Origin of the sequence: Microbacterium sp. Leaf288, assembly GCF_001422925.1 — a bacterium.
Taxonomy (GTDB): domain Bacteria; phylum Actinomycetota; class Actinomycetes; order Actinomycetales; family Microbacteriaceae; genus Microbacterium.
Window position 1 is genome coordinate 760,152 of sequence record NZ_LMNI01000010.1, and the last position, 16,878, is coordinate 777,029.

General features: G+C 71.0%; 14 protein-coding genes. 4 read left to right on the forward strand and 10 right to left on the reverse strand.

What is annotated here, in order from left to right:
- The first annotated feature begins 1 nt into the window (after position 1).
- The 3 genes from ASF40_RS07645 to ASF40_RS07655 are packed head-to-tail and all read left to right on the forward strand — an operon-like array spanning position 2 to position 3,316.
- Positions 2-1,633 (forward strand): N-acyl-D-amino-acid deacylase family protein, encoded by a 1,632-nt coding sequence (locus ASF40_RS07645; protein ID WP_056367624.1) that lies wholly within the window; start codon positions 2-4, stop codon positions 1,631-1,633.
- 37 nt (positions 1,634-1,670) lie between these two features.
- On the forward strand, positions 1,671-2,057 hold the full coding sequence (locus ASF40_RS07650; protein ID WP_056367626.1) for a RidA family protein: 387 nt from the start codon (positions 1,671-1,673) through the stop codon (positions 2,055-2,057).
- Positions 2,057-3,316, forward strand: a complete 1,260-nt coding sequence (locus ASF40_RS07655; RefSeq protein ID WP_056367628.1) for an alanine racemase — start codon at positions 2,057-2,059, stop codon at positions 3,314-3,316. Before ASF40_RS07650 ends, ASF40_RS07655 begins: the two co-directional genes overlap by 1 nt.
- Before the next feature lie 16 nt (positions 3,317-3,332).
- Here ASF40_RS07655 and ASF40_RS07660 read toward each other — a convergent pair whose 3' ends face one another.
- The 5 genes from ASF40_RS07660 to ASF40_RS07680 all read right to left on the reverse strand — a co-directional run bounded on the left by ASF40_RS07660 (position 3,333) and on the right by ASF40_RS07680 (position 9,278).
- Positions 3,333-4,634 (reverse strand): MFS transporter, encoded by a 1,302-nt coding sequence (locus ASF40_RS07660; protein ID WP_056367630.1) that lies wholly within the window; start codon positions 4,632-4,634, stop codon positions 3,333-3,335.
- Complete coding sequence (locus ASF40_RS07665; protein ID WP_056367632.1) at positions 4,627-5,394, reverse strand: fumarylacetoacetate hydrolase family protein; 768 nt, start codon at positions 5,392-5,394, stop codon at positions 4,627-4,629. The genes ASF40_RS07660 and ASF40_RS07665 overlap by 8 nt, the downstream gene beginning before the upstream one ends.
- Positions 5,395-5,508: 114 nt before the next feature.
- Positions 5,509-6,615 carry a branched-chain amino acid aminotransferase gene (locus ASF40_RS07670; RefSeq protein ID WP_056367634.1) on the reverse strand — a complete coding sequence of 369 codons (1,107 nt, stop codon included), beginning with the start codon at positions 6,613-6,615 and terminating at the stop codon, positions 5,509-5,511.
- Positions 6,616-6,676: 61 nt separating this feature from the next.
- Entirely contained in the window at positions 6,677-7,729 is a 1,053-nt protein-coding gene (locus ASF40_RS07675) for a 3-isopropylmalate dehydrogenase (protein ID WP_056367637.1), read from the reverse strand.
- A 7-nt stretch (positions 7,730-7,736) separates the two neighbouring features.
- Positions 7,737-9,278, reverse strand: a complete 1,542-nt coding sequence (locus ASF40_RS07680) for an MFS transporter (protein WP_082496917.1) — start codon at positions 9,276-9,278, stop codon at positions 7,737-7,739.
- A gap of 63 nt (positions 9,279-9,341) precedes the next feature.
- On the opposite strand from ASF40_RS07680, the gene ASF40_RS07685 reads away from it, so the two are divergent.
- Positions 9,342-9,887 (forward strand): TetR/AcrR family transcriptional regulator, encoded by a 546-nt coding sequence (locus ASF40_RS07685; protein WP_056367639.1) that lies wholly within the window; start codon positions 9,342-9,344, stop codon positions 9,885-9,887.
- A gap of 87 nt (positions 9,888-9,974) precedes the next feature.
- On the opposite strand, the gene serA is transcribed toward ASF40_RS07685, so the two are convergent.
- The 5 genes from serA to ASF40_RS07710 all read right to left on the reverse strand — a co-directional run bounded on the left by serA (position 9,975) and on the right by ASF40_RS07710 (position 16,874).
- Positions 9,975-11,579 (reverse strand): phosphoglycerate dehydrogenase, encoded by a 1,605-nt coding sequence (gene serA, locus ASF40_RS07690; RefSeq protein ID WP_056367640.1) that lies wholly within the window; start codon positions 11,577-11,579, stop codon positions 9,975-9,977.
- 139 nt (positions 11,580-11,718) lie between these two features.
- Positions 11,719-12,093 (reverse strand): bacitracin resistance protein, encoded by a 375-nt coding sequence (locus ASF40_RS07695; protein WP_235560164.1) that lies wholly within the window; start codon positions 12,091-12,093, stop codon positions 11,719-11,721.
- Positions 12,090-12,635: a hypothetical protein gene (locus ASF40_RS07700; RefSeq protein ID WP_056367641.1), complete on the reverse strand. Its 546-nt coding sequence runs from the start codon at positions 12,633-12,635 to the stop codon at positions 12,090-12,092. The genes ASF40_RS07695 and ASF40_RS07700 overlap by 4 nt, the downstream gene beginning before the upstream one ends.
- Before the next feature lie 75 nt (positions 12,636-12,710).
- The gene (locus ASF40_RS07705; protein ID WP_056367643.1) at positions 12,711-13,565 is read right to left on the reverse strand and encodes a peptidoglycan-binding domain-containing protein; all 855 of its coding nucleotides are present in this window, start codon (positions 13,563-13,565) and stop codon (positions 12,711-12,713) included.
- A gap of 81 nt (positions 13,566-13,646) precedes the next feature.
- Entirely contained in the window at positions 13,647-16,874 is a 3,228-nt protein-coding gene (locus tag ASF40_RS07710) for a lamin tail domain-containing protein (protein ID WP_056367645.1), read from the reverse strand.
- Positions 16,875-16,878: the final 4 nt, after the last annotated feature.

Sequence of the window (16,878 nt, forward strand, 5' to 3'; positions counted from 1 at the left end):
CATGACCGCCCACCCCGACCGCACGGTGCTGCGCGGCGGCATCGTGGTCGACGGCACGGGAGGCGATTCCCGCGAAGCCGACGTCGAGATCCTCGGCGATCGGATCGGCGTGATCGGCGACATCCCGGCGCAAGAAGGCGATGACGTCGTCGACTGTCGCGGGCGCCTGGTGATGCCGGGCTTCATCGACGCGCACGCGCACGCCGACGGAGCCGTCTTCCGGTCGGACGTGCAGCTCGCACTGCTGCGCCAGGGAGTCACGACCGTCATCGGCGGGCAGGACGGCGTCTCTTACGCCCCCGGCGATGGCGTCTGGGCGAGCCGGTACTTCGCGGCGATCAACGGCACGCACCCGACCTACGCGGGCGGCGGCGTCGCAGAGCTGCTCGGCACCTACGACGGCACCACGCCCCTCAATGTCGGCTACCTCGTGCCTGCCGGCACCGTGCGCCACGAGGTCATGGGCATGGCGACGGGACGAGCGGATGCCGCGCAGCTGACCCGGATGCAGCGGCTCGTGGCCGACGGTCTCGGCGCCGGCGCGCTCGGGCTGTCGACCGGGCTCGACTACGTACCCGGCATCTTCGCCGACGCGGACGAGCTCGCACAGCTGTGCGCTCCTCTGGCCCCGGCGGGCGCGCTCTACGTGACGCACATGCGGGGCGGCTACGAGACCAACACCGCGGCCGGCATCCAAGAGGTCGTCGCGATCTGCGCGCCGGGCACGGCGCACGACGGCGTCCGCGGCCACGTCTCGCACCTTCACGTCGATGCCGACGACGCCGAACGGCTGCTGACGGAGGCCGCAGCATCCGGAGCCGATCTCTCCTTCGACATGTACCCGTACACGCGGGGCTGCACGCTCGTCTCGATGGCGGTGCTTCCGCCGGAGTACAGCGCGATGGACGTCGACGAGGCGATCGCCCGGCTGTCGGATCCGGCCGAGCGCGCGCGGCTGCGCGACGAGTGGTTCCCCACCGTCGCACACAAGCCGAGTCTCGGACCCGACTGGCCCTCGATGATCCGCGTCGGGCACACGCCCGCGAAGGACTGGGCCTGGGCGCCCGGACGGACCCTCGCCGAGATCGCCGATCGTCGGCAGACCTCGGTCGAAGAGGCGACGCTCGACCTCCTCGTCGCCGGGCGCATGGAGGTCAACGCGGTGATGGCGGTGCGAGACGAGCGCCCGGTCGAGAATCTGGCGCAGCTGTTCGCACATCCAGGGCACACCGGCGGCTCGGACGGCATCTTCATCGGGGCGGTGCCGCACCCCCGCGCGTGGGGCGCGTTCGGCCGGTTCCTCGGCACCTACGTCGGACGCTCGTTCACGTGGGAAGGAGCCGCCGTCCACCTCGCCGCGCGCGCCGCCGAGCGGTTCGGACTGGCCGATCGCGGCATGCTGCGTTCTGGCGCTGCCGCGGATGTCGCCATCGTGGACCCGGCGACCGTCACGGATGCCGCCACCTACGACGACCCTCAGCAGCCCGTGCGCGGCATCGATGACGTCTTCGTCAACGGCACGCACGTGCTGCGCGGCGGAGGACTCACCGGCGCTCTGGCCGGGCGCGGCCTTCGCCGTTCGAATCAGACTGCTCCCCTGTCGCGAACTGCCGCCCCGGCCGGCACTTCTTGACAGGCGAGCAACCATTCGCCCCCAGGAGAGGAACCCCATGACCAAGCACGCCGTCCTCATCGAGAACGCTCCGAAGCCCGCCGGGCCATACAGTCACGGCGTCGCCGCCGCGGGCCTGCTCTTCACCGCGGGGTTCGGCCCGCAGGACCCCGCGACGGGAGAGCTCGTGCCCGGCGGCGTCTACGAGCAGACGCAGCAGGTGCTGCGCAACGTCGGCAGCGTGCTCGCCGCCAAGGGCGCCTCGTTCGACGACGTCGTCAAGGTGACGGCGCACCTGCAGCACCTCAAGCGCGACTTCGCCGAGTACAACCGCGCCTACGCCGAGTTCTTCACCGAGCCCTACCCGGTGCGCACCACGGTCGGCTCCGACCTGTACGACATCCTCGTCGAGATCGACGTCGTCGCCGTCCTCCCGGGCGAGTGATGTCAGCCCCGCAGCGCGGTGTCGCGGCTCGCCTGCTCGACGCGGGCGACAAGGCGCTGCCGTCGGATGCCGCGGGCCTGACCGTCGCCGGATTCCTGGCGCGCAGGCCACGGCTCGCCGACCTGTGGACGCCCCTCGTCGTGCTCGACGACGGCGTGCTCGACGACAACATCGCGTTCCTGGCCGGCTGGGTGGCCGCGCGTGGGCTCGAACTGATGCCGCACGGCAAGACCACGATGGCGCCGCAGCTGTGGCGTCGGCAGCTTGAGGCGGGAGCCACCGGCATCACGGTGGCGAACCCCTCGCAGCTGCGCGTGGCGGTGGATGCCGGCATCCCGGCGATCATGCTCGCCAACCAGCTCGTGCAGCCGGAGGCGATCCGCTGGACCGCCGACGTCGTCACGGCGGGCACGAGGATCTGGAGCTGGGTCGATGACGTCGCCGGGATCGAGGCGATCGAGCGTGCCCTCGGCGAGCCGGCGGAGCGTCCGCTCGAGGTTCTCGTGGATGTGGGCCGTCCCGGTGGCCGCACGGGCGCCCGATCGCTCGAGGCGGCGGTCGCGGTGGCCGAACGCGCGGCGGCCTCGCCGGCCGTGCGCCTCGCCGGCGTCACCGGGTACGAGGGCTCCGTCGCGCACGGGCGCGGCGAAGAGGCGCTGGCGTCGGCGAAGGCGTACATCGACGAGCTGCTCGCCGTCCACGACGCGGTGGCCGAGTTCTACGACGACGGCGACGTGCTGGTGTCCGCCGGCGGCAGCGCCTATCCGGACGTGGTCGGCGCGGCGTTCGCCGCCGCAGCCGTCGGCGGCGACCGCGCGCGTTTCGTCCTGCGCTCGGGGGCGTACCTCGTGCACGACCACGGCTACTACCGGCAGAACTCGCCGTTCGAGGGATCGGGACTCCGCCCCGCGGCGCGCGGACTCGCACGAGTGGTGTCGCGACAGGACGCCGACACGGCGATCGTCGATGCCGGCAAGCGCGACTTCCCGTACGACGAGGGGCTGCCGACGCCGCTGTACGCGATCACGAGGGACGGTGGGCGGATGCCGCTTCCCGGCGCCGAGACGACCAAGCTCAGCGATCAGCACGGCTTCGTGCGCATCGGGCGCGATTCGCCGCTGTCCGTGGGCGATCTCGTGGTGTTCGGACTCTCGCACCCGTGCACGATGCTCGACAAGTGGCGGCTCGTGCCGGTGGTGGATTCGGTGGAGGATCTCGAGGCGGCGATCGTGACCGACCTCGTCGAGACGCTGTTCTGACGGGCCTGTCGGGCGGTCAGGCGCCCGACGCGGCCTCCGGCGCCCGCGCGGTGGACGCCCGCCAGCCCAGCGGGGAAAGCACCACCGAGGCGGCGACGAGCACCATCACGACGAGCGCGAGCCCGCCGTAGCCGATCCAGCCGAGCAGTGCGCCGGCGGTGATCGCGCCGACGCCGCCGACGATGCTCATCGTGAAGTCGCTGATCCCCTGCCGCCTGGTGCGCAGCTCCTCCGACGACGACTCGGTCAGCAGCGTCGAGCCGGCGACGGTCGACGCGCTCCACCCGAGCCCGAGCAGCACCAGCGCGACCGTCACCGCCGTCGTCGAGGCCTGGCCGAACGACGCCGTCAGCAGCGCGGCGGCGAGCAGCACCTGACCCACGAGGATCGTCGGGACGCGCCCGAGCTTGTCGGCGAGGATGCCGAAGACCGGCGAGAGCATGTACATGCCGGCGATGTGCAGGCTGATCGTGAGACCGATGATCGACAGGGTCGCGGCCTCCGTCGCGCCGTGCGTCAGGTGCGCCAGGTGCACGGGCGTCATCGCCATGACCGAGACCATCGTGCCGTGGGCCGCGGCGACCGCGAAGATCGCGTAGCGCGCAGCCACGGGCCGGTCGGCCTTGGCGATCGTCCGGCTCGCCGCCTTCGCGGAGGCCACGACGCGCTGCGCGAGCAGCAGCGGGTCGGGTCGCATCGCGACCAGATAGAGGACGATGGCGAGCCCCTGCGCGACGATGGTGAACAGGTACGCACCCGTCAGCGGCGGCATCCCGATGGCGCCGCCGATCAGTTCGCCGGGGCCGGTGAGGTTCGGGCCGAGGACCGCTCCCACGGTGGTCGCCCACACCACGATCGACAGATCCCGGCCGCGGGAGGCATCCGTCGCGAGATCCGCCGCGGCGAAGCGGGACTGCAGGTTCGCGGCCTGCCCTGAGCCGATGATGAGGAATCCCGCGAGCAGGACCGGGAACGATCGCAGCGCGACGGCGAAGATCACGAGGCCGACACCGATGAGTGCGACGGCCATGCCCGTGGTGAGTGACAGCCTGCGGCCGCGGCGGCGGGCGATCGCCGCGAGCGGCACCGCCGTCAGCGCCGTGCCGAAGGTGACGGCGGCCGCCGCCAGCCCCGAGAACGCGTCTTCGCCGGACAGCTCGGCCGCGAGCACCGCGCCCAGCGACAGCGTCGCACCGAACGCGAGCCCGCCGAGCACCTGCCCGCCCGACAGGACCCATACGGTGCGTCGCTGGACGCGCGCGAGCTCGTCTTCGGTCGGCGCGATGTCGACCGCCGGTTCTGATCCGGTCTCAGCCATCGCGGGCGGGATTGCGGAGCGTCCCGAGCCCGGTGATCTCGACCTCGACGGTGTCACCCGCGCTGATCTGGCCGACGCCGGCGGGGGTGCCCGTGAGGATGACGTCGCCCGGCAGAAGCGTGAAGGCGGCCGAGGCGAAGGCGATGACATCGGCGAGCGAGAAGATCATGTCGCTGATCGGACCCTGCTGGCGCACCTCGCCGTTGAGACGGGTCGTGATGACCGCGGGGCCGTTCACGTCGAAATCGGTCTCGATCGCCGGACCCAGCGGGCAGGACGTGTCGAAGCCCTTGGCGCGCGCCCACTGGCCGTCCGACTTCTGCCAATCGCGTGCCGTGAGGTCGTTCGCGATCGTGTAGCCGAAGACGTAGTCGAGCGCGTTCTCGGCCGAGACGTTCTTGGCGATGCGGCCGATGACGGCGGCGAGCTCGCCCTCGAAGCTGATGAAGTCAGACCCCTTGGGCAGCACGACCGCGTCGCCGGGGCCGATCACCGACGTGTTCGGCTTGAAGAACAGCATCGGCGACGTCGGCACGTCGTTGCCCAGCTCGGCAGCGTGGTCGCGGTAGTTGCGGCCGACCGCCACGATCTTGGAGCGGGGGATCACGGGCGCCAGCAGCGCGACATCGGCGAGCGGCACGCGCTCCCCCGTCGTCTCGTAGCCGGCGAACATCGGGTCGCCCGCGAGGACGACCAGCTCGCCCTCGTCGACGATTCCGAATCTGATGGCGTCGTTGTGGCTGAAGCGCGCGATCCTCACCCGCTCAGCCTAGCGAGAAGCGCCGACGCCGGCCCCGGTGGCGTGCACCACAACGACGGAGCGGACGGATGCCGCAGCATCCGTCCGCTCCAGGGGATTCGGTGTGGGCGCCGCTCAGCCGTCGAGGCGCACCAGCCAGTTGTGCTTGTCCTCGCGGCGGCCGTACTGGATGTCGGTGAGCTCCTCGCGCAGCGAGAGGGCGAGCGAGCCGGTCGGCTGCTCGTCGAGGAAGTCCTTGCCCTTGAGCGCGCCGATCGGGGTGACCACGGCGGCCGTGCCGCAGGCGAACACCTCGACGATGTCGCCGGATGCCACACCCTGACGCCACTCGTCGAACGACACGGCACGGCCCTCGACCTTGTGGCCACGGTCGGCGGCGAGCTGGAGGATCGAGTCGCGCGTGATGCCCTCGAGGATCGAGTCGGACTGCGGAGTGACGATGGTGCCGTCCTTGTAGACGAACACGACGTTCATGCCGCCGAGCTCCTCGACGTTGCGGTCCTGGTCGAGGAAGACGACCTGGTCGCACTCGTTCTCGTACGCCTCGGACTGGGGCAGCAGGCTCGCGGCGTAGTTGCCGCCCGTCTTGGCCGCACCCGTGCCGCCCTTGCCGGCGCGGGCGTAATCCTCGCTGAGCCAGATCGACACCGGCTGCACGCCGCCCTTGAAGTAGGCGCCGGCGGGCGAGGCGATGACGTAGTAGCCGACCTTGTGCGCGGGGCGGACGCCCAGGAACGCCTCCTTGGCGAACATGAAGGGGCGCAGGTACAGGCTCTGGTCATCGCCCGACGGCACCCACGCGCCATCGACGGCGATGAGCTCGCGCAGCGACTGGATGAAGTACGAGACCGGCAGTTCGGGCAGCGCGAGGCGGCGGGCGGAGCGCTGCAGCCGGCGGCCGTTCTGATCGGGACGGAACGTGTGGACCGACCCGTCCGCGTGGCGGTAGGCCTTGATGCCCTCGAAGATCTCCTGGCCGTAGTGCAGCACCGCCGCGGCGGGATCGAGCGACAGCGGGCCGTACGGCTGGACGCGCGGTCGGTGCCATCCGCCGCCGACCGACCAGCAGATGTCGACCATGTGGTCGGTGAAGCTGGTTCCGAAGCCGGGGTTCGCGAGGATCTCCTCGCGCTGCGCCGTGGTCTTCGCCTGGAGGTTGCGGTTGACGGTGAACTCGAGAGGCGCGAGGCCGGTGTCGGGATCGGAATCGATGAGGGTCATGACGAGCCTGTGCTTTCGTGCGGTCGAGCCGCTGGATGGAGAGGCGCTTGCCGGTTCCAGGTTACGCCGGGAGCCGGCCGGCGATGGCGTCGCCGATCTGCGCGGTGGTGCGCGCTGCGGTGCCCCGGTTCGCGATGTCCGCTTCGACAGCCGTGGTGACGCGCTGTGCCTCGTCGGTGAGCCCGAGGTGATCGAGCAACAGTGAGACGGAGAGGATCGCGGCCGTGGGATCGGCCTTCTGCAGTCCTGCGATGTCGGGCGCCGATCCGTGCACGGGCTCGAACATCGAGGGGAACGCGCCGTCGGGGTTGATGTTGCCCGAGGCTGCGAGGCCGATGCCACCGGTCACGGCGCCGGCCAGGTCTGTGAGGATGTCGCCGAAGAGGTTGTCGGTGACGATCACGTCGAAACGGCCCGGGTTCGTGACCAGGAAGATGGTTGCCGCGTCGACGTGCAGATAGTCTACGGCGACGTCGGGGTGCTCCCGCGCCACGTCGTCGACGAGCCGCTTCCAGATCCCGCCGGCGTGCACCAGCACGTTGGTCTTGTGCACGAGGGTGAGCTTCTTGCGGCGACGCTCGGCGAGGTCGAACGCGTAGCGCACCACCCGCTCGACGCCGAAGGCGGTGTTCACCGAGGTCTCGTTGGCGACCTCGTGCGGCGTGCCGGTGCGGATCGATCCGCCGTTGCCGACATACGGCCCCTCGGTGCCCTCGCGGACGACGACGAAGTCGATGTCGCCCGGCTCGGCCAGCGGCCCCGGTACGCCCGGGTACAGCTTCGACGGACGCAGGTTGACGTAGTGGTCGAGCTCGAACCGCAGCTTGAGCAGCAGCCCGCGCTCGATGTTCGCGTTCTTCAGCCGCGGGTCGCCGGGCACTCCCCCGACGGCGCCCAGGAGGATCGCATCGTGCGTCTTGATCGCGTCGAGGTCGTCGTCCGTGAGCGTGTCGCCGGTCTCGAGGAAGCGGGCGGCGCCGAGCGAGTACCGCGTCTTCTCGAAACGGATGCTGCTGCCCGCGGTCGCGGCGTCCAGCACCTTCTCCGCTTCGGCGATGACCTCCGGACCGATGCCGTCACCCGGGATGACGGCCAGCTTCACGACACGCGACATGGTGCTCCTACGACTTCTGGCGGGACCCTCCCAGGGTAGTGGCCGCGATGACCCCTGCGACGACCACGAGGGCCGCTCCGATGAGCGCAGTCACCGTGACACCGGCGTCGAACGCCGTGGCCGCCGCTTCGAAGAGCGCCTCGCCCGTGGCCCCGCCGAGCTGGTCGGCCGCGTGCACCGCACCCGCCAGGGTCTCGGACGCCGCCGCGGCCGCGGCATCCGGAACACCGTCCGGCACCACGAGATTCGTGCGGTAGAGAGCCGTCAGGATGCCGCCCAGCACCGTCGTGCCGAGAACAGCACCGAGCTCGTACGCCGTCTCCGAGACGGCGCTCGCGGCACCCGCCTTCGCGGGCGGTGCGCTCGAGAGCACGAGTTCGTTCGACACGGTCTCGGCCGCGCCGATGCCGATGCCGAGCGAGATGAACGCCGCGACCAGCGTGCCGATGCTGTCCGGCCCGGTGGCGAACGCCACCGCGATGTAGCCCGCGACGGAGAACACCAGGGCGATCGGGACGACGATCCGTGCAGGCCACTTCTTCGAGATCGGCACGACGGCGAGGCCCGCCAGGATCATCATCGCGAGGCCCGGGACGAGTGCGAGACCGGCTTGCATCGGCGACAGCCCGACGATGAGCTGCAGGTGTTGCGCGACGAAGAAGAGGAAGCCGACCAGCGCGATCACGCTGAGGAGGTTCACCAGCAGCGCACCGCTGAAAGTGCCGAGGCCGAACAGCCGCATGTCGAGCATCGGGGTCTTGGCACGGAGCTGGCGGCGTACGAAGAGCACGCCGAAGCCGAGGCCGACGAGCATCGGCAGCCACGCGGCGACGGTGAACCCGTGCACCGCGAGTTCCTTGATGCCGTAGACGACCGGGATCATCGTCGCCATCGACAGCGCGATGCTGAGCGGGTCGATGCGGCCGGGCTTCGGGTCGCGGCTCTCGGGCACCAGCAGCGGCGCGAGCACCAGAAGCGGGATCAGCACCGGCACCGACATGAGGAACACCGAGCCCCACGAGAAGTGCTCGAGCAGCAGTCCGCCCACGATCGGGCCGAGCGCCGCTCCCGCGGAGAACATCGATGCCCAGACCGCGATCGCGAGACGTCGCTGATCGCGGTCGGTGAAGATGCTGCGCAGCAGCGAGAGCGTCGACGGCATGAGCATCGCGCCGAACACGCCCATCGCCGCGCGGGCTGCGATGAGCCACGCGGCGCTCGGCGCGAAAGCCGCGAGCACCGACACGGCGGCGAAGCCGGTCGCGCCGATGAGCAGCATCCGTCGCCGGCCGAACCGGTCCCCGAGCGTGCCCATCGTGACGAGCAGGCCCGCGAGCACGAGCGGATACGCGTCGATGATCCACAGCTGCTGGGCGCTCGAAGGCCCGAGTTCGAGGGCGATCGACGGCAGCGCGAAGCTCAGCACCGTGTTGTCGACCGACACGAGCAGCACCGGCAGCATGAGCACGACCAGCGCCGCCCAGCCGCGCCAGCCGACCTTCCGGCCCTGGGCGTCGGCGAGCGAGAGTTCTTGAGTGAGAGTCATCATTTCTATACCGTCCAGCCGGTATAGTAACAGGATGCTCCGACACCTGTCGATACCATCGAGGCCATGAGTCGTCCTCCCCTCGCCCGCGAGAAGGTGCTCGATGCCTTCGAGCAGATCCTCATCGAGGAGGGCGAGCGCGCGGCGACGATGGACGCCACCGCGAAGGCCGCGGGGGTCTCCAAGGGCGGACTTCTCTACCACTTCGGCACGAAGGAGGCTCTCGAAGCCGCGCTCATCGAACGGCTGCGGGCGCTCGTGCAGGCGGACGTCGACCTGATGGCATCCGCGCCGGAGGGCCCCATCGCCTACTTCCTGCACACGTCGGTCATGGCGAACGACCCGATCGACCGAGCGATCCTCGCGACATCGCGACTCGCACAGGGGGGTGACGCGACGGCGAGCGACGCGCTGCGTCACATCAGAGACGACTGGGCCTCTGTGCTTCGGCCCCACACGAAGGACGCCACGGCGCTCGATCTCGTGATGCTCGTGAGTGACGGCCTCTACTTCAACAACGCGCTCGCGGGCGGCTCCATCCCCGGCCCGGTCCCCCGCGGCGAGGCGCTCGACGCGCTGGTCGCGCTCGTGGAGCGCGCCGCGCGCCCCTGACCTCCGCCGGGTCTGGCCCGCACGCGACGACGGATTCCGCGCCCTGGCCCTCGCCGAGGACTCAGGGACGCGGCATCCGTCGTGGAATCAGGACTCGGTGATCTCGATCTGGCGGAACAGGTCTGCCTGGATCGCGGTGCTCACCTCGTCGAGCAGGGCGTCGGGCACCGGCGAGTCGACCGTGAGGACCGACAGCGCCTGGCCGCCGGCCGTCTGGCGCGCGATCTGCATGCCGGCGATGTTGATGCCCGCCTCGCCGAACTTCTGGCCGTAGATCGCGACGATGCCGGGTCGATCGGTGTACAGCATGACGACGTGGTTCGTCTCGATCGGCAGCTCGATCGCGTAGTCGTTGATGCCGACCAGCTTCTCGACCTGCTTCGGGCCGGTGAGCGTGCCCGAGATCGCGAGCTGCGAGCCGTCCGACAGGGCGCCGCGCAGCGTGATGACGTTGCGGTACTCGGGGCTGTCGTCGTCGACGAGCAGGCGCACCTCGACACCGCGCTGTTCGGCGAGCAGCGGCGCGTTCACGTACGACACGGTCTCGCTGACGATGTTCGTGAAGACGCCCTTGAGGGCGGCGAGCTTGAGCACGCTGACGTCGTAGCCCTGCAGCTCGCCGTGCACCTCGACGTCGAGGCTCGTGAGCGGCGACCGCGCGAGCGCCGAGAAGATCTGACCGAGCTTCTCGACGAGCGGGATGCCGGGGCGCACGTACGGGTCGATGACGCCGCCCGCGACGTTCACGGCGTCGGGAACGAGCTCGCCGCCGAGCGCGAGGCGCACGGACTTCGCGACCGAGACGCCCGCCTTCTCCTGTGCCTCTTCCGTGGAGGCGCCGAGGTGCGGGGTGACGACGACGTTCGGGAGGTCCAGCAGCGCCGCGGCGGTGCCGCCCTCCGCCGGGGGCTCCGACGTGAACACGTCGAGGCCGGCGCCTGCGATCTCGCCCGCGGTGAGGGCGGCGTGGAGGGCCTCCTCATCGATGAGGCCGCCGCGCGCGACGTTGACGACGTACGCCGTCGGCTTCATGATCTTGAACTGCTCGGCGCCGATCATGCCCGTGGTCTCGGGGGTCTTCGGCATGTGGATCGTGACGAAGTCGCTCTGCTCGAGCAGCTCGTCGAGCGTGACCAGCTGCACACCGAGCTGCTGCGCGCGGGCGCTCGTGACGTAGGGGTCGTACGCGATGACGCGCACGTCGAACGCCTGCAGGCGTGCCGTGATGAGGGCGCCGATCCGGCCGAGGCCGATGATGCCGACGGTCTTCTCGAAGAGCTCGGTGCCGGTGTACGAGCTGCGCTTCCACGCACCGCCCGCGAGCGACGCGTGCGCGGCGGGGATGCGGCGCGCGAGGCTGAGGATATGGCCGACGGTGAGCTCGGCCGCCGAGATGATGTTCGAGGTCGGCGCGTTCACGACCATGACGCCGGCGGTGGTGGCCGTCTTGATGTCGACGTTGTCGAGGCCGACGCCGGCGCGGGCGACGACCTTGAGGACGGGGGCCGCGGCGATCGCCTCGGCGTCGATCTTCGTCGCCGAGCGGATCAGCACCGCGTTGGCGTCGGCAAGGGCCGAAAGAAGCGCGGGGCGGTCGGTGCCGTCGACGTTGCGCACGTCGAAGTCGGGACCCAGGGCATCGATCGTGGCGGGAGAGAGCTCTTCGGCGATCAGGACGACAGGCTTCGGCACGGGTGTTCCTTAGTGGGGCGGTGCGCGAACGCGCGGAGCAGAACCGGATGCCGCGCCGCACGCCGTCGGGGGGCGAGGCCTGTGCCAGCCTACCGCCCGCAGGGCGAGGCGCCCGACCGTGTGACGACCTGCGACAGGCTCAGCCCAGGAAGGATGCGGAGTTGAGCGTCGTGTACGCGACGACGTTCAGCCAGAACACCGCCACCAGCGCGAGGCCGGTGAGCATCACGAGGAGCAGCTCGTGCGGTGCCCGTCGGTGTCCGATCGCGAACGCTCCGCCCCACACCAGCAGCGGGAACACTGCGGCGAAGATCCAGATGAACCAGCCGAGGGCGTTGAGTGTGACACCCGCGCCACCGAACGTCTGAAGCGTGATCACGAGGTTGCCGATCGCGTTCCAGACGGCGTACGCGTAGAACAGGCCCACGGCGCCCGAGATCGTCGCCACGAGCCACGTGGGCGTCTTGCCGCGCTTCGCGGCCGAGGGCGCAGCATCCATCACGTTCTCGCTCATTGTCCGATCGCCCCGATCATCACGAACGGCCAGGGCAGCAGCAGCACGACTCCGGCCGCGAGCCACGTGAACCGCAGCCACGCGCGCGAGGTGCGGGTGAGCAGCAGGGTGGTGGCGAACCACAGCAGCGGGGCCAGGACGGCGAGCCACAGGCTCCCCTGGTACATCACGTCGGTCACGAGGTACTGAGCCCTGCCCTGCAGGCGCAGGCCGCCGATGAGCCAGCCGATCGCATAGAGGGCATACACGCCGCCGAGCACACCGAACGCGATCAGCGCGCCGTTGCCCATCGGCTGACGGCCCGGGGTGACGGCCGGCGCCTCGGACGAGCCCTCGGGCACCGATCCGGCGGCCGGCGCATCCGTGGAGTCCAGCGTCTCGCTACCTTTGCCCACGGCGGTGAAGCCCTTCGGGAGCTCCGCAGTCGTCGACGCGGGTCGCGTCTCGAGCTCATCTTCCGGCTCTGCGGCCGCACCGTGGTCGAGCGTGGGATCGTCGTCGCCGTCCCAGGTGAGGGCGTCGTCGTCGCGTCCGGTCGTCACGTTCTCAGCGTAGTGCCGCGGCCCGGCAAGCCCGGATGCCACCCGCGCTGGTCGCGGCACCCGGGCCCGCGTCGCTCATTCGAAGAGCCGAAGCATCAGCGTGTGCCAGGTGTCCGGGCCCACGATGCCGTCGACGGGCGGCGCGAACAGCTGCTGGAACTCACGGACCGCGGCGTCGGTGGCCGGACCGAAGTCGCCGTCGACGGCGAGGCCGGCGAGGAGCGTCTGCACGGCGCGCACGGCCTCGCCCTTCGCCCCGCCCGGGCCGTCACCCTGCTTCACGGTGATGATGAGGCTCGGCCAGTCCAGCTGCCCGAGCGTGGTCGAGATCTCGACGGCGCGCAGCGTCTGCTGGAAGGTCTTGACGGCCTGACCGCTCTGCGGTCCGAATGCACCGTCGGCCGCGATGGTCGCGCCATGCGCACGCAGCAGGTGCTGCGCGGCGAGGACGCGCCAGTTCGTGGCCTGCGACGACCCCTGCTTGACGAGCGCCCACGGGCGGTCGCCCGGCATGAACGTGCTGAAGAACGACCAGGTCTCGCGACCGGCGACGCCGTCGAGGGTGAGGCCCCACGACTCCTGGAAGAACTCGACCCGCTCCTTGGTGATCGGGCCGAAGTCCCCGTCCACGACGAGCGGGTCCTCCCCCGGCGATCGCGCGAGCCCGAACTGCTGCACGGCGCGGACGGCGTCGCCGGTCGACCCCTGGTGCACCGCGATGACGAGCTTGGGCCAGGTCACGGGTCCGACGATGCCGTCGGCGGGCACGCCCTGCGCGGTCTGGACGGCGGAGACCGCGGCCGCGGTCGCGGGCCCGTAGTCGCCGTCGACGACGACGGCATGCCCGTGCGCTCTCAGCAGGTACTGGATGCCGGGGACGATCGCCGCTGACGATCCCGGCCCGACGGTGCTCCATGGTTCGACGTTCATGACGGCTCCTCTGATCTGGGGGTGGACTGGGGGCGTGCCGCCCCTCATGCTTCCGAGGCGTCACCGGCGCGCCGTGATACCTCAGTCCCGCACGGTGGAGACGGCATCCGTCTCCACCGCCTTCGCGTACTGCAGCGCCAGCGGCACCGCGAACGCGTCGTCCTCCTCGGTGTAGCGGTGCTGCAGTCCCTGCGCAAGGATGCGCCAGGGACGTTCGTTGGACGCGGTCGCGGCGTCGCCGTCGTCGGGGAGGAACTGCGTGTAGTCGTACGGATGACTCGCCGTGGCGCCGAGCGGCACCGAGAACGTGTCGACCGCGAGCATTCCCGCGGCGAGATCGACCTGGAGCAGTCGCTGGAAGCCCGTCGCCCGTTCCCCCGTCGGCGTGCGGAACTCCTGATAGTCGGCGAGCGCCTCGAGCACGGTGTGCCCGGGGATCCCCCCGGCGTTCTCGGTGATGATCGCGCCGAGCCCGTGGAAGTGCCCCGACAGCACGAGAACGACGTTGCGGTTCGGCGCGACGACCCGCTCCCACAGCAGATCGCCGTGCGAGACCCATCGCGAGGTCGTCGAGCGCTCCGCCTCGTCGGTGGCCGTCGCCGGCATGAGGTGCTCGTGCGTCGAGATGACGACGTTCGCATCGCGGTGGGCGGCGACGACGTCCTGTGCCCAGGCGACCTCGCGCTCGCCGTACGCGTACGGCAGCGAGATCATCACGAACCGCGCGCCGCCCGCCGCGAACGACGACCAGTTCGCGCTGTTGTCGTCCGCGGTGAGCGAACCGCCGAACCACGGCCGGTCCCGATATCGCTCCGGCCCGAAGTACTCGTTGAAGAGGTCGTTGCTCACGCCGCGCTTGTTGTCGTGGTTGCCCGGAAGCACGCTGTTCGCGATTCCGTTCGCATCCAGCACGCCTTGCAGCCGCGACGCCACCTCGTACTCGCGGCGGGCACGCTCCTCCGTCTGGCCCGGATCGACCCAGTTCTGGATGAGATCGCCCGTGTGGGTGACGAAAGCGAGCTTTCGCGCGTCGGCATTCTCCGCCAGCCACGCCACCTCTCCCGCGTACACCTCGGGGTACGCCTCCGAGTAGTACTGCGTGTCGGTGATGTGCCCGAGAGCCAGGTCGTAGTCCGCGGGGTCGGCGAGCCCGTCCGCGTCGGCCGCCGCCGACTCCGCTCTCGGCACCACCTGCACCAGCAGGTCGACCGCGCCGCCGACGACCTCTTCGCCGCGCACGACTCCGTCGAGTCGCACCGATGCGGTGGCTGCGGCATCCGCTGCCGCCAGGGCGCCTGCGGCTTCGTCGAGAGCGCGCCATCCCGCCCGGCCCGTGGTGCCGGCGCCCGGAGCCCAGACCGACAGCCGCACTTCGGCCCGCCCGACGGTGCGGCCCTGCCACGAGATGGTGCCACCGCCGTCGGGCACCCGCACGCGCATCCGCACGTAAGGCAGGTCGTACCCGTCGTCGCGCGCCGTCAGTCCTGCGGCTGAGACCTCGTGCTCGCCCGGTGCCGTCCTGCTGGTGAGCGGCGAGGGCCAGGAGCCGGCGTGGGCGGCCAGCACCTCCAGCGGCGTGCCGTCGCCGGCCTGCGGGGCGACCGCGACGGCCGCGGCCCGGCCGACAGCCGCATCGACGGCTTCCGATCGGGCGTCGTCGAGCGCGCGTCGGATCACATCGTCGGCAGACGATGCACGGCGCACGGCGAGGACGCCCGGGGTCGCCGGGGCGGGGAAGAAGTCGCTCGCGTCATCGCCGGTGAACGCGGCGCGCTGCAGTGTCTCGCCGCGCACCCGATCCACGGCGAAGGTCGACAGTGCGAGTCCCTTCGTGCAGGGGCTCGGGACGTCCACGCTGCTGTCCATCTCGTTGCGGTGGAAGACGCCGACGCTGTCGACACGGCGCCCTTCGGCGTCCTGCACCCACACCCCCGCGCCCGCAAGCTCGAGCGGGTCGGCGTACGCCGCGCCGGCCACGCCGGCCGCCGGTGTTCCTTCAAGGGCGGCTGTCCACGTGTCGTCGGGGCCCAGCACCGTGCCCGGAGCCACGACGGCGAGGTCGTCCAACCTGCGGAAGCCGTCGGCACCGCACGCGACCAGCGTCCAGCCCGAGATGTCGACCTCGCGTGCTCCGAAGTTCGCGAGCTCGACGAAGTTGCGCCGAGGCATCCCGTCGATCTCGGGGTCGGTCGCGATCTCGCTCACCGCCAACCCCGGCCGATCGTCGTACGCGAACGCCGTCGCGATCGAGGAGGCCGCCGAGCGCGACCGCTCCGCGTTCGGGGCCCCCGGCGTGCGACTTGCGATCGCGAAGCCGCCATCGGCCTGCCGCTGCCAGCTCTCCCCGGTGCGGTAGTCCAGCGTCGAGGTCAGCTTGTCGCGGCCGGTCTGGCAGGCGGTGTCCTCGCGGGAAGACACTCCGACTCCGTCGACCCGGCGTCCGTCGGCGTCGACGAGGAGCACACCGTGCACGGGGTCGGCCAGCGACGTCTCGACGCGGACGTCAGCGTCTTCCGCGAATCCGGGACCGCCGATCACCAGACGCTCCCCCGGTCGAAGCGTCGCGCTCGCGTCGAACACGTGCTGGAGCGCCTCGCTCGGGGCGGCCCCGGTGGCGGTGCAGCGGTAGAGCCGCCAGCCGTCGAGGTCCACGACCACCGGGCCGGCGTTCTCGAGCTCGACGAAGTCGTCGCTGCGCCCGGCCGGGCCTGCCGCGGCGATCTCCGACACCCGCACCGGCTCGTCGCCGGCGACCGCAAGCACGTTCGACCCACCCGGGGTCGCGATCGCGCGCACCCAGCGCCCGTCGGCGGACGCCCCGGCGCGCTGCCAGCTCTCGCCGAGCGCCGCCGCAGTGGTCACCGGCAGCTCGACACCCCCGCATTCCGACGTCGTCGGCGCAGGATCGTCCGAGTACACGGCGAGAGCGTCGACGGTCTCGCCCGACGGGGCGATGACGATGAGCCCGTATCCGCGCTCAGAGAGTCGGGTCGTCGGGAACGCCCGCCGCTCCCCCGCCGCGAGGACGACTGCGCCCAGGTCGGCCTCGGGATCCGACGGGCGGGCCCGCAGACCCTCGTCGTCGCAGCGGAAGACCGCGTACCCCGTGAGATCGACCGGGCGATCACCGGGATTCGCGAGTTCGAAGAAGCCGGAAGCCGAGCCCCGAACTCCTGCCGGCGCGACCTCGACGAGCGACACCGTGCCCGTCGACGTGACGATTCGGGGCGATTCCGCCGCACCGGCAGGACCGCCGACCGAGGCCGCAATCCCGATGAGGAGGATGGAGGCCGCAAGGAATGTGGTCACACGT

Coding starts and splice junctions, on each gene's coding strand:
- ASF40_RS07645 (WP_056367624.1), top strand. CDS start 2: ATGACCGCCCACCCCGACCGCACGGTGCTGCGCGGCGGCATCGTGGTC.
- ASF40_RS07650 (WP_056367626.1), top strand. CDS start 1,671: ATGACCAAGCACGCCGTCCTCATCGAGAACGCTCCGAAGCCCGCCGGG.
- ASF40_RS07655 (WP_056367628.1), top strand. CDS start 2,057: ATGTCAGCCCCGCAGCGCGGTGTCGCGGCTCGCCTGCTCGACGCGGGC.
- ASF40_RS07660 (WP_056367630.1), bottom strand. CDS start 4,634: ATGGCTGAGACCGGATCAGAACCGGCGGTCGACATCGCGCCGACCGAA.
- ASF40_RS07670 (WP_056367634.1), bottom strand. CDS start 6,615: ATGACCCTCATCGATTCCGATCCCGACACCGGCCTCGCGCCTCTCGAG.
- ASF40_RS07675 (WP_056367637.1), bottom strand. CDS start 7,729: ATGTCGCGTGTCGTGAAGCTGGCCGTCATCCCGGGTGACGGCATCGGT.
- ASF40_RS07680 (WP_082496917.1), bottom strand. CDS start 9,278: ATGATGACTCTCACTCAAGAACTCTCGCTCGCCGACGCCCAGGGCCGG.
- ASF40_RS07685 (WP_056367639.1), top strand. CDS start 9,342: ATGAGTCGTCCTCCCCTCGCCCGCGAGAAGGTGCTCGATGCCTTCGAG.
- ASF40_RS07695 (WP_235560164.1), bottom strand. CDS start 12,093: ATGAGCGAGAACGTGATGGATGCTGCGCCCTCGGCCGCGAAGCGCGGC.
- ASF40_RS07705 (WP_056367643.1), bottom strand. CDS start 13,565: ATGAACGTCGAACCATGGAGCACCGTCGGGCCGGGATCGTCAGCGGCG.